A 12,915-nucleotide genomic window follows, 5' to 3' on the forward strand; every position below is an offset into this window, starting at 1 on the left:
CGCTTACTCGAAAATGGGTTGGAAAGTAAGGAAAAACCCGTGCATATCATGGTCTTTCCTGCTAGATGATTCTAGAATATGCATAACAACGCATAACGGCTAAAACCATCGGGCTTGGACAGCCGAGGAGCCCCCACATGACAGAGAAGCAAACCAGGGTCGCGCGCCGCACGTTTCTCGCGGGCGCTGGAGTTGTGGCTGCCGCTACGGGTGCGGCAGCGCTGACCGCGCGCGGTCCGGCCATGCCGGGCCAGGCCGCAGCTCTGCCGGAACCCACCGATCCTCCGTCGGACAGCAAGGGTTACCGGGTCTCTGACCACATCCGCAAGTACTACCGGACCACGCTGGTGTAACTGCCAGGGCGGTGTGGTCTGCCGCGCCGCCTGCAACCGGACGCGACCAGCGTCCGCATCTGAGGTGAGACATGATCTTGACCCGCAAACGCGCGGCGCAGGGCGCATCCGCCCGCCTCGCTGACGGCCTGGCCAACCGGCCTGAACCTGCCGGCGCAGCCTCCGGCCGACTCTCGCAGCGGCTCGCGGCCAGCCTGGCCGGCGCGATGCCGACCATGGACCGCCGCAGCTTCCTCAAGCGCTCTGGCATCGGCGTCGGTGCCGGGCTGGCGGCTTCGCAGCTGACGCTGATCCGCAAGGCGGACGCCGCCGACGACAAGAAGGCGGCAGCCGACGGCAAGACCGGCATCGTGGTCAGGCGCACCGTGTGCGGCCACTGCTCGGTCGGCTGCGCGGTCGACGCGGTGGTGCAGAACGGCGTGTGGATCCGCCAGGAGCCGGTGTTCGATTCGCCCATCAACCTGGGCGCGCACTGCGCCAAGGGCGCGGCGCTGCGTGAGCACGGCCACGGCGAATACCGCCTCAAGTACCCGATGAAGCTGGTCAACGGCAAGTACCAGCGCATCAGCTGGGACCAGGCGCTGGATGAGATCACCGCCAAGATGAAGGAGATCCGCCAGCAGACCGGCCCGGACTCGATGTTCTTCGTCGGTTCGTCCAAGCACAGCAATGAGCAGTCCTATCTGCTGCGCAAGTGGGTGTCGTTCTTCGGCACCAACAACACCGACCACCAGGCGCGTATCTGCCACTCCACCACTGTGGCGGGCGTGGCGAATACCTGGGGCTACGGGGCGATGACCAACTCGTACAACGATATGCAGAACGCGAAGGCAGCGCTGTATATCGGCTCCAACGCGGCCGAGGCGCACCCGGTGTCGATGCTGCACCTGCTGCACGCCAAGGAGAACGGCTGCAAGGTGATCGTGGTCGACCCGCGCTACACGCGCACCGCGGCCAAGGCCCAGCACTATGTGCGGATCCGCTCGGGCACCGATATCGCGTTCCTGTTCGGCGTGCTGTACCACATCTTCCAGAACGGCTGGGAAGACCAGAAGTACCTGCATGACCGGGTCTATGGCATGGACAAGGTCAAGGAAGAGGTGCTGGCTAAGTGGACCCCCGACAAGGTCGAGGAAGTCTGCGGCGTGCCCGAGGCGCAGGTGAAGATGGTCGCCGAGATCATGGCCAAGAACCGCCCCAGCACGCTGGTGTGGTGCATGGGCCAGACCCAGCACACCATTGGCAACGCGATCGTGCGCGCCTCGTGCATCGTGCAGCTGGCGCTGGGCAATATCGGCGTGTCGGGCGGCGGCGCCAACATCTTCCGCGGCCATGACAACGTGCAGGGTGCCACCGACGTGGGACCCAACCCGGACTCGCTGCCGGGCTACTACGGCCTGGCCACCGGCGCTTGGAAGCACTACGCCGCGGTGTGGGGCGTGGACTACGAATGGATCAAGAAGCAGTTTGCCTCGCAGGCGATGATGGAGAAGTCCGGCACCACGGTGTCGCGCTGGATCGATATCGTCACCGAGAAGAACGAGCTGATCGACCAGGACAACAACGTGCGCGGCGTGTTCTTCTGGGGCCATGCCCCGAACTCGCAGACGCGTGGCCTGGAGATGAAGAAGGCGCTGGACAAGCTCGACCTGCTGGTGGTGGTCGACCCCTATCCGTCGGCGACCGCGGCCATGGCCAACATGCCGCCGGCCGAGGGCGACAAGGTCAACCCGAACCGCGCGGTGTACCTGCTGCCGGCCTGCACGCAGTTCGAGACCTCGGGCACGTGCACGGCGTCGAACCGCTCGCTGCAATGGCGCGAAAAGGTCATCGAGCCGCTGTTCGAGTCGATGCCCGACCATACGCTGATGCAGGCGTTTGCCGATCGGCTCGGCTTCGGCAAGGAACTGTCGAAGAACATGAAGCTGATCGAGGTCAAGCGCGCCGGCCGCACCTGGATGGAGCCTGAGCCGGAATCGATCCTGCGCGAGATCAACGCCAGCAACTGGACCATCGGCTACACCGGCCAGTCGCCGGAGCGGTTGAAGTCGCATATGCGCAATATGCAGATGTTCGACGTCAAGACGCTGCGCTGCAAGGCGGGCAAGGACCCGGTGACCGGCTACGACCTGACCGGCGACTTCTTCGGCCTGCCGTGGCCGTGCTACGGCACGCCGGAACTGAAGCACCCGGGCTCGCCCAACCTGTACGACACGAGCAAGCACGTGATGGACGGCGGCGGCAACTTCCGCGCCAACTTCGGCGTGGAGCGCGATGGCGTCAATCTGCTGGCCGAGGACGGCTCTTGCTCGCTGGGCGCGGAGATCACCACCGGCTATCCGGAGTTCGATCATGTGCTGCTGAAGAAGCTGGGCTGGTGGGACGACCTGACCGATGCCGAGAAGGCCAAGGCCGAAGGCAAGAACTGGAAGACCGACCTGTCGGGCGGCATCCAGCGCGTGGTGCTGAAGAACCATGGCTGCCATCCGTTTGGCAACGCCAAGGCGCGCGCGGTGGTATGGAACTTCCCTGACGCGATCCCGCAGCATCGCGAGCCGCTGTACTCCACGCGCCCCGACATGGTTGCCAAGTACCCGACCCACGACGACAAGATGGCGTTCTGGCGGCTGCCGACGCTGTACAAGTCGGTGCAGCAGCGCAATATCGAGAACAAGGTCTATGAGAAGTTCCCGATCATCCTGACCTCCGGGCGGCTGGTCGAGTACGAGGGCGGCGGCGAGGAAACCCGCTCCAACCCGTGGCTGGCCGAACTGCAGCAGGAGAACTTCGTCGAGATCAACCCGCGCGCGGCGTCCGACCGCGGCATCCGCAACGGTGACTTCTGCTGGGTGAAGACACCCACCGGGGCCCGCATCAAGGTGCGCGCGCTGGTGACCGAGCGGGTAGGGCCCGATACCGCGTTTATCCCGTTCCATTTCTCGGGCTGGTGGGAGGGCAAGGACCTGAAGGACTACTACCCGGAGGGCGCGATGCCGGTGGTGCGGGGCGAGGCGGTCAACACGGCCACCACCTACGGCTATGACGCGGTCACGATGATGCAGGAAACCAAGACCACCGTTTGCCAGATCGAGCGGTTTGCATAAGGGCAGAGGGACACCATGGCACGCATGAAATTTATCTGTGACGCCGAGCGCTGCATCGAGTGCAACAGCTGCGTCACTGCCTGCAAGAATGAGCACGAGGTGCCCTGGGGCGTGAACCGGCGCCGCGTGGTCACCGTCAACGACGGCATGGTCGGCGCCGAGAAATCGATCTCGGTGGCCTGCATGCACTGTTCGGACGCGCCCTGCATGGCGGTCTGCCCGGTCGACTGCTTCTACCGCACCGAGGACGGCGTGGTGCTGCACGACAAGGACGTCTGCATCGGCTGCGGCTACTGTTCCTACGCCTGCCCGTTCGGCGCTCCGCAGTTCCCGTCGACCGGCACCTTCGGCGTTCGCGGCAAGATGGACAAGTGCACCTTCTGCGCGGGCGGCCCGGAAAAGAACGGCTCGGAAGCCGAGTTCGAGAAGTACGGCCGCAACCGCCTTGCCGAAGGCAAGCTGCCGCTGTGCGCCGAGATGTGCTCGACCAAGGCGCTGCTGGGTGGCGACGGCGATGTGATCGCCGACATCCTGCGCAACCGCGTGATCAAGCGCGGCACTGGCGGCGACGTGTTCGGCTGGGGTACCGCCTACGGCACCGCCAAGGGCGGCGCGGCCCAGCCGGCCCAACCGGCACAGCCGGCGCCCGCTGCACCGGCCGCACCCGCGGCCTCGGGAGGGCAAGCGTCATGAACCGCGTCCGCGTTATTGCATTGCTGTCGCTGTGCGGCGTGCTGCTGGCGGCGTGCGGTGAGAAGCCGCAGACCATCGGTCCGTCGCACCGCAAGGCTGACGCCCAGGCCTACCAGGGCGCCCCGGACGATCCGTTCGTGGCCAAGGGCTGGACGCAGGGCGACAAGACCAGCTGGGGCAACCAGATTCGCCAGCGCAACCAGTTGCAGAACGAGTACAACCGCACGCAATGAAGGCGCTGCAGTTGGGCCGCCCCGGCAGCCGGGCGCTGGTCCTCGACGATCCGAAGGAGCGCACATGACGCCGTTGCAGAATGCATGCCGCTTAGGCTGGCGGCGCTGGCTCAGCGCCGGCGCCCTGGCACTGGCGGCCATTGCCGGGACCGCCGCCGCACAGGCGCCGGCCTCGGCACCGCCGGCACCGGCCGCCGCACAGGCCAGCGCCGACACCAACAACCCCGCCACGCACCCGGTCCAGCCGCTGGCCGGCATCGCGTCGGAAAACATCTTCAACGTGCCACGCCGCGACATCGCCGCCGAGGCGCAGTCGCAGAAGCGCCGCACCGACGAGCAGCCCGGCAACAATGCGCCGGTCTGGCGCGAGGTCAATTCCGACCAGCGCCACTACAGCAGCCTGCCCGACAAGGAAGCCGGCGTGCTGATCCAGCGCACCGGGCAGCAATGGCGCCTGTTCCGCAACGGCGTCATCACCGTCTGGGGCGGCTGGCTGCTGCTGGTGGTGCCGCTCGCCATCCTGGGTTTCTTCCTCTGGCGCGGCACCATCCCGCTGCGCACGCCGCGCACCGGCCGCATGATCGAGCGCTTCACGCCGCTTGAGCGCATCGTCCACTGGACCATGGCGATCTCATTCGTGGTGCTGGCGGTGTCGGGCATCGTGCTGCTGCTGGGCAAGCATTTTCTGCTGCCGCTGATGGGCCACATGCTGTTCGGCTGGCTGACTTACGTGCTGAAGAACCTGCACAACGTGATCGGCCCGATCTTTACGCTGTCGGTGATCGTGGGCTTCGTGGTGTTCGTGCGCGACAACCTGCCCAGCCGCGACGACGTGCACTGGGTGACCAGCCTTGGCGGCCTGGCATCCGGCAAGCATGTGCCGAGCGGGCGCTTCAATGCCGGCGAGAAGATGTGGTTCTGGATCGGCGTGTTCGTGTTCGGGCTGGTGCTGTCGGCCTCGGGTTGGGTGCTGGACATGATCGTGCCGGGCATGGACTACTACCGCGCGACCATGCAGATCGCCAACGTGATCCACGGGATCTCGGCCGTGCTGATGATCGCGATGGCGTGCGGCCATATCTACATGGGCACGGTCGGCATGGAAGGCGCCTACCGCGCCATGCGCGACGGCTGGGTGGACGAGGCCTGGGCCAAGGAGCACCACGAGCACTGGTACGACGACATCAAGTCGGGCAAGATCCCGGCCCAGCGTTCGGCCAGCCCGGAAGCCGCCGCGGGGCGCAACACCCGGCATACCCCGGGCGAAGCCTGAGGCCGGCGCCAACCAGACCATGCGGAACCCACCATGACGATGACACGCACCCTGACGCTGCTTGCCCTGTGTGCGGGCGCCACCTTTGCCACCGGCGCGCTGGCCAAGCTGCCGCCGCCGACCGAGGCCCAGCAGGCCAAGGCCGCCGAGACCAAGGCGCGCGCCGCCTGGGCCGACAAGGTCGCCGCCTACCAGTTGTGCCGCGCGCAGGACAAGACCGCGGCGCGTTACTTTGCCGAGCGCAAGACCCACGGCCAGGAAGCCCGCGCGCCGTCGCAGACCGCCGAATGTGCCGATCCGGGCCCGTTTGTGGCGCCGACCGCCGCTGCGCCTACGCCCCCGGCACCAGCCGTGGCAAGCACCGCGGCCGAGGCCAAACCGGCCGCGGCCGGCGCGGTACAATCGCCTGCAAAGGCGCCGTAACCACAGCCCCACGCACGCCGCGCGCGGCGCGGGGCCCTCACCAGCAGTCCCGAGCCCCTCGTCATGACCCTGCGTCCCGAGCTTACCCAGGCAGCCGTTCCCCTGATCGAAGAGGTTGAAGTCGTCGACGAGCAGGGCCGCGTGCGCGCGGCCTACCTGCCGGGCGAGCGTCCGCTGACGGTCTACCTCGACAAGCGCGAGCTGGTCACGCTGATGACCCTGGGCGGCGCGCCCGAGCACCTGGTGCTGGGCTACCTGCGCAACCAGCGGCTGGTGGAATCGATCGAAGACATCGCCGCGGTGCAGGTCGACTGGGAAACCGAGTCGGCCGCCGTGACCACGCGCAACGGCGTGGACCGCATTGAGGAGCGCACCGCGCGCCGCGTGGTGACCACCGGCTGCGGACAAGGCACCGTGTTCGGCTCGCTGCTCGATGAAGTTGACAACATTCGCCTACCGGTTGGCGCCACGCTGGACCAGGACACCCTGTACGGCATTATCGACACCATCCGGCTGCAGCAGTCAGTCTACAAGCAGGCTGGCTCAGTGCACGGCTGCGCGCTGTTCCAGGGCACCGAGCTGCTGATGTTCATCGAGGACGTCGGCCGCCACAACGCCGTGGACGCCATCGCCGGACGCATGTGGCTGGAAGGCATGACGGGTAGCGACAAGATCTTCTACACTACCGGCCGCCTGACCTCCGAGATGGTGATCAAGGGCGCGCAGATGGGCATCCCGTTTCTGCTGTCGCGCTCGGGCGTGACGCAGATGGGCTACCAGATGGCCCGACGCGTCAACCTGACGCTGTTTGCGCGCTGCACCGGCAAGCACTTCCTGCTCTACACCGGGCGCGAGCGCTTCCACCACCGCCTGCCGGAAGACGCGGTGGCGTAAGCGGCACTTGGCTACTTGCGTTTGCTTGCAGGGGCGGCCCCCGATTGGTTGTACAATGCGGCGCACTCCGAGCCAGTGTGTTTACCCTCCCAACCTTATGAGCATCAAATCCGACAAGTGGATCCGCCGCATGGCGGAGCAGCACGGCATGATCGAGCCGTTCGCGCCAGGCCAGGTCCGGGAGCAGGACGGGCGCAAGATCGTCTCGTACGGCACCTCGAGCTACGGCTACGATATCCGCTGCGCCGACGAATTCAAGATCTTCACCAATATCAACAGCACCATCGTCGATCCGAAGAATTTCGACGAGAAGTCGTTCGTGGATTTCAAGGGCGATGTCTGCATCATCCCGCCCAACTCGTTCGCGCTGGCGCGCACGATGGAGTACTTCCGGATCCCGCGCAGCGTGCTGACCATCTGCCTGGGCAAGAGCACCTATGCCCGCTGCGGCATCATCGTCAATGTGACGCCGTTCGAGCCCGAATGGGAAGGTTATGTGACGCTGGAGTTCTCCAACACCACGCCGCTGCCCGCCAAGATCTACGCCGGCGAGGGTTGCGCCCAGGTGCTGTTCTTCGAGAGCGACGAAGTCTGCGAGACCTCGTATCGCGACCGGGGCGGCAAGTACCAGGGTCAGCACGGTGTCACACTGCCGAAGACCTGAGCGCATTACAATGCCGGCGTCTGCCGGTGCGGCTGGCCCAGAGCGGCCGCCACAACTGACGTGAGAGCCACATGTCGCCGTCGCGGGGAACCTCCCGCCGGCCATGTGGCTCAAGTCCTTTATGTCCTGCTTTCCATCAAGGATGCCCGATGAAATTCCGTTTCCCCGTCATCATCATTGACGAAGACTTTCGCTCCGAGAACATCTCCGGCTCGGGCATCCGCGCGCTGGCCGAGGCGATCGAGAAAGAGGGCATGGAGGTCATGGGCCTGACCAGCTACGGCGACCTGACGTCGTTTGCCCAGCAGTCCAGCCGGGCATCGAGCTTTATCGTGTCGATCGACGACGACGAGTTCACGCGCGAAGGCGACGACCAGCTCGAGGCCGCCGCGATCGAAAAGCTGCGCGCCTTCGTCGCCGAAGTGCGCCGCCGCAACTCGGACCTGCCGATCTTCCTGTACGGCGAGACCCGCACTTCGCGCCATATCCCCAACGATATCCTGCGCGAGCTGCATGGCTTCATCCACATGTTCGAGGACACGCCGGAATTCGTGGCACGCCACATCATCCGCGAAGCCAAGGTCTACCTCGACACGCTGGCGCCGCCGTTCTTCAAGGCGCTGATCGACTACGCGCAGGACAGCTCGTACTCGTGGCACTGCCCGGGGCACTCGGGCGGCGTGGCGTTCCTGAAGAGCCCGGTGGGCCAGGTGTTCCACCAGTTCTTCGGCGAGAACATGCTGCGCGCCGACGTCTGCAACGCCGTCGACGAGCTGGGCCAGCTGCTGGACCACACCGGCCCGGTGGCCGCGTCGGAGCGCAATGCCGCGCGCATCTTCAACTCCGACCACATGTACTTCGTCACCAACGGCACCTCCACCTCGAACAAGATGGTGTGGCATGCCAACGTGGCGCCGGGCGACATCGTGGTGGTGGACCGCAACTGCCACAAGTCGATCCTGCACGCGATCATGATGACGGGCGCGATCCCGGTCTTCCTGATGCCTACGCGCAACCACTACGGCATCATCGGCCCGATCCCGAAGAGCGAGTTCGACCCGGAAACGATCAGGAAGAAGATCGCCAACCACCCGTTCGCGAGCAAGGCCAAGAACCAGAAGCCGCGCATCCTGACTATCACGCAGGGTACGTACGATGGCGTGCTGTACAACGCCGAACAGATCAAGGAAATGCTGGCCGCCGAGATCGACACGCTGCACTTCGATGAAGCCTGGCTGCCGCATGCGGCCTTCCACGACTTCTATCGCAATATGCACGCGATCGGCAAGGACCGCCCGCGCAGCAAGGACGCGCTGGTGTTCGCCACGCAGTCCACGCACAAGCTGCTGGCCGGCCTGTCGCAGGCCTCGCAGATCCTGGTGCAGGATTCCGAGACGCGCAAGCTGGACCGCTACCGCTTCAACGAGGCGTACCTGATGCACACCTCGACCAGCCCGCAGTACTCGATCATCGCCTCGTGCGATGTGGCCGCGGCGATGATGGAAGCGCCGGGTGGCACCGCGCTGGTGGAAGAGAGCATCCAGGAGGCGATGGACTTCCGCCGCGCCATGCGCAAGGTCGAGGGCGATTATGACGACGGCAAGAATGGCGACTGGTGGTTCAAGGTGTGGGGCCCGGACGCGCTGATCGAAGACGGCATCGGCGACCGCGAAGAATGGATGCTCAAGGCCAACGAGCGCTGGCACGGCTTCGGCGACCTGGCCGACGGCTTCAACCTGCTCGACCCGATCAAGGCCACCATCATCACCCCGGGCCTGGACGTGGACGGCGAGTTCAGCGAACGCGGTATCCCGGCGGCCATCGTCACCAAGTACTTGGCCGAGCACGGCATCATCATCGAGAAGACCGGGCTGTACTCGTTCTTCATCATGTTCACCATCGGCATCACCAAGGGCCGCTGGAACTCGCTGGTGACCGAGCTGCAGCAGTTCAAGGACGACTACGACCAGAACCAGCCGCTGTGGCGTGTGCTGCCGGAATTCGTTGCCAAGCATCCGCAATATGAGCGCATGGGCCTGCGTGACCTGTGCGATGCGATCCACAGCGTGTACAAGGCCAATGACGTGGCCCGTGTGACGACGGAGATGTACCTGTCGGACATGGAGCCGGCGATGAAGCCGTCGGACGCCTGGGCCATGATGGCGCACCGCGAGATCGAGCGCGTGCCGGTCGACGACCTCGAAGGCCGCGTCACCGCCATCCTGCTGACGCCGTACCCGCCGGGCATTCCGCTGCTGATTCCGGGCGAGCGCTTTAACCGCACCATCGTGCAGTACCTGAAGTTCGCGCGCGAGTTCAACAAGCTGTTCCCGGGCTTCGAGACCGACATCCACGGCCTGGTCGAGGACGAAATCGACGGCAAGAAGGCGTACTTTGTCGACTGCGTGAAGCAGGACGGCTGAGCGCCAGTCCGCGTCCCGCTGATGAGATCAGGGCCCCGCTATGCGGGGCCCTTTCCTTTTTGCACTAGGTGAACAGATTCAGCAGCATCGCGCCGCGTTCCGCGGAAGTCCTCCTTATTGCGCGTGACAATGGTCAGGTCGTGGATGAGCGCGGTGGCGGCAATGAACTTGTCCAGCGCATGCTCAGGCCGCGGCGCGCGCAGCTGGCCCCAGACCCGGGCGACGTCGGCATCGACCGGCAACACCTGCCGGCCAAAGTCACGTATCGATGGCAGGCGGTGCATCGTTGCCGTGCCCGGTCGGTCGAAGGGTGTGGTGGTTTGTATGGCGGCTCTCCTGGGGGCGGTTCGCAGAACACAGGGCCAGTCTGGGCCACGCAAGCGCGCCGGTCGATGAGCCGATTCGCAATCGCACGCCGGCGCGGACCCGCGCCAATGAAAAGGCCCCGCATTGCTGCGGGGCCTTGGATCGGCTATCTGATCAGTTCTTCTTTTCGAACTCGAACTGTGGTGCCGCGGGCTCAGGTGCCGGTGCCGCGCCTGGCAATTCCAGCGAACCCGGCGGGGCGGCTGGTCCTGGCGCCGACGCCGGTTTCTCCGGCTCTCCTCCAAGCGGGATGCTGACCTCTGCCGCGTTGCTGTGCTTGAGCGATCCCTTGTCCAGCAGCCCCGTCACCATGCCTGGCCAGAACATCACCAGCAGCACCATCACCATCTGCAGCCCGACCCAGGGCAGGGCACCCCAGTAGATGTCGGAGCTTTTCACTTCCTTCGGGGCGATTCCGCGCAGGTAGAACAGCGCGAAGCCGAACGGCGGGTGCATGAACGAGGTCTGCATGTTCACGCACAGCATCACGCCGAACCACACCAGCGCCGCCGTCGCCGCGGCCTCCGGGTTGCCGCCCATGGAGTCGGCCACCACCGGCGCCAGCACCTTGACCGCCACCGGTGCCAGCATCGGCACCACGATGAAGGCGATTTCGAAGAAGTCCAGGAAGAAGGCCAGGAAGAAGATAAACAGGTTCACCACGATCAGGAAGCCGATCCAGCCGCCTGGCAGCGAGGTGAACAGATGCTCCACCCAGGCGCCGCCGTCCACGCCCTGGAACACCACCGAGAAGCAGGTGGAGCCGATCAGGATGAACACCACCATCGCGGTGATGCGCGCGGTGGACTGGTAGGCATCGACGATCAGCAGGCGCAGCTCGGTCATCTGGCCGGCACGCAGCAGCAGCCAGAGGATGACCAGGTACACCACCGCCAGCGGGATGCGGAACACGTGCGAGCCGAAGGCGAAGAAGCCCACCGCCGCGGCCACCAGCGTGGCGGCGATGCCGACGCGGTAGACTTGGCGGTCGATCCGGCTAAAGGCCTTGTCGCGGATCACGGCCAGCACCAGCGCACCGACCGCGCCCATGGCGCCGGATTCCGTCGGCGTGGCAATGCCCAGCATGATGGTGCCAAGCACCAGGAAGATCAGCACCGCGCAGGGGATGATGCCGCGCAGGCATTTGCGCCACAGCGCCCAGCCGCGCAGGGTGCGCGCTTCGGCGGGAACCGGCGGCAGCCAGTCGGGCTTGAAGCGCGCCAGGAAGAAGGTGTAGAGCGCAAACAGCGCGATCTGCACCACCGACGGGCCCCACGCGCCCAGGTACATGCTGCCCACGTCGGCGCTGCCCAGCGGGGTCTTGAGCTGGTCGGCCAGCACCACCAGCACCAGCGAGGGCGGCACCAGCTGCGTGATGGTGCCCGATGCGGCCAGCACGCCGGTGGCGTACTTCATGTTGTAGCGGTAGCGCATCATCACCGGCAGCGAGATCATCGCCATGGCGATCACCTGTGCGGCCACCGTGCCCGTGATCGCGCCCAGGATGAAGCCGACGATGATCACCGAATAGCCCAGGCCGCCGCGCACCGGGCCGAACAGCTGGCCCATGGAGTCCAGCATGTCCTCGGCCAGCCCGCACTTCTCCAGGATGGCGCCCATGAAGGTGAAGAACGGGATCGCCAGCAGCAGCTCGTTGGCCAGCACGCTGCCGAACACGCGGCTCGGCACGGCCTGCAGGAAGCTGATCGGGAAGTAACCCCATTCGATCGCCAGGAAGCCGAAGGCCAGGCCCACCGCCGACAGCGAGAACGCGACCGGGAAGCCGATCAGCATGAACAGCACCAGGCCGCCGAACATCATCGGCGGCATATATTCCAACGGAATCATTGAACCGGCCTCTCGTACTTGGATTCGATGCGCACCAGGCCCTTGAGGGCGGCGAAGCGCTTGATCAGTTCGGACACGCCCTGCAGCGTCAGCAGGGCAAAGCCGATGGGCACCACCAGCTTGATCGGGTAACGCGGCAGGCCGCCGGAATTTCCCGATTGCTCGAGGATGCGCCACGAGGGCAGGAACAACGAGTCCCACGACAGCCAGGTGAACAGCAGGCACGACGGCAGCAGGAACACGACGATGCCGAAGATGTCGATCCAGTGCTGCGCGCGTTCCGAGACGTTGCCGTAGATCAGGTCTACGCGCACGTGCTCATTGCGCTGGAAGGTGTAGGAGGCGCCGAACATCACGGCAATGGCAAACATGTACCACTGCAGTTCGAGTGGCCAGTTGTCGCTCAAGTTGAAGCCATAGCGCAGAAGGGCGTTGCCTGCGCTGATCAGGCACGACAGCAGGATCATGATGTTTGCAAGCCTGCCAGTGTGCTGATTCAACCTGTCGATCTGTCGTGACAGACCAAGCAAGTAATACATGGGTTGTCTCCCCGGTTTTTGCGGCGATTAGTTTATCTGTAACAAAATCTACAGGCGCTAGGGGCTACTACCTACGGGGGCGACGAGATTGCGCCAGAATGG

Annotated in this window: 11 protein-coding genes and 1 pseudogene; 9 read left to right on the forward strand and 3 right to left on the reverse strand. The window is 65.3% G+C overall.

What is annotated here, in order from left to right:
• The first annotated feature begins 137 nt into the window (after positions 1-137).
• From AC3WL8_RS02755 to AC3WL8_RS02795, 9 genes are all read left to right on the forward strand, one after another.
• Positions 138-353 carry a hypothetical protein gene (locus AC3WL8_RS02755; protein ID WP_013957773.1) on the forward strand — a complete coding sequence of 72 codons (216 nt, stop codon included), beginning with the start codon at positions 138-140 and terminating at the stop codon, positions 351-353.
• A 71-nt stretch (positions 354-424) separates the two neighbouring features.
• Complete coding sequence (locus AC3WL8_RS02760; protein ID WP_153955891.1) at positions 425-3,457, forward strand: molybdopterin-dependent oxidoreductase; 3,033 nt, start codon at positions 425-427, stop codon at positions 3,455-3,457.
• 15 nt (positions 3,458-3,472) lie between these two features.
• Entirely contained in the window at positions 3,473-4,150 is a 678-nt protein-coding gene (fdh3B, locus tag AC3WL8_RS02765) for a formate dehydrogenase FDH3 subunit beta (protein WP_211980168.1), read from the forward strand.
• Positions 4,147-4,383: a hypothetical protein gene (locus AC3WL8_RS02770; protein ID WP_013957770.1), complete on the forward strand. Its 237-nt coding sequence runs from the start codon at positions 4,147-4,149 to the stop codon at positions 4,381-4,383. The genes fdh3B and AC3WL8_RS02770 overlap by 4 nt, the downstream gene beginning before the upstream one ends.
• A gap of 64 nt (positions 4,384-4,447) precedes the next feature.
• Positions 4,448-5,656: a formate dehydrogenase subunit gamma gene (locus AC3WL8_RS02775; RefSeq protein ID WP_211980167.1), complete on the forward strand. Its 1,209-nt coding sequence runs from the start codon at positions 4,448-4,450 to the stop codon at positions 5,654-5,656.
• Positions 5,657-5,689: 33 nt separating this feature from the next.
• Positions 5,690-6,079, forward strand: a complete 390-nt coding sequence (locus AC3WL8_RS02780) for a hypothetical protein (RefSeq protein WP_492377833.1) — start codon at positions 5,690-5,692, stop codon at positions 6,077-6,079.
• Positions 6,080-6,142: 63 nt separating this feature from the next.
• The gene (locus AC3WL8_RS02785; protein ID WP_013957767.1) at positions 6,143-6,973 is read left to right on the forward strand and encodes a formate dehydrogenase accessory sulfurtransferase FdhD; all 831 of its coding nucleotides are present in this window, start codon (positions 6,143-6,145) and stop codon (positions 6,971-6,973) included.
• Between the two features lie 97 nt (positions 6,974-7,070).
• A complete protein-coding gene (dcd, locus tag AC3WL8_RS02790; protein ID WP_010813843.1) occupies positions 7,071-7,637 on the forward strand; it encodes a dCTP deaminase in 567 nt (188 codons plus the stop codon).
• A 149-nt stretch (positions 7,638-7,786) separates the two neighbouring features.
• Positions 7,787-10,060, forward strand: coding sequence for an arginine/lysine/ornithine decarboxylase (locus tag AC3WL8_RS02795; RefSeq protein ID WP_211980165.1), 2,274 nt, complete (start codon positions 7,787-7,789; stop codon positions 10,058-10,060).
• A 64-nt stretch (positions 10,061-10,124) separates the two neighbouring features.
• On the opposite strand, the pseudogene AC3WL8_RS02800 reads toward AC3WL8_RS02795, so the two are convergent.
• The 3 genes and pseudogenes from AC3WL8_RS02800 to AC3WL8_RS02810 form a co-directional block, all read right to left on the reverse strand.
• Positions 10,125-10,326 (reverse strand): annotated as a pseudogene (locus tag AC3WL8_RS02800) (PIN domain-containing protein); the annotation flags it as partial.
• 214 nt (positions 10,327-10,540) lie between these two features.
• Complete coding sequence (locus tag AC3WL8_RS02805) at positions 10,541-12,274, reverse strand: TRAP transporter large permease (protein ID WP_211980163.1); 1,734 nt, start codon at positions 12,272-12,274, stop codon at positions 10,541-10,543.
• The gene (locus AC3WL8_RS02810) at positions 12,271-12,813 is read right to left on the reverse strand and encodes a TRAP transporter small permease subunit (protein WP_013957763.1); all 543 of its coding nucleotides are present in this window, start codon (positions 12,811-12,813) and stop codon (positions 12,271-12,273) included. Before AC3WL8_RS02810 ends, AC3WL8_RS02805 begins: the two co-directional genes overlap by 4 nt.
• Between the last annotated feature and the right edge of the window lie 102 nt (positions 12,814-12,915).

The sequence above is a fragment of the Cupriavidus sp. FW305-F7 genome, from assembly GCF_058782875.1.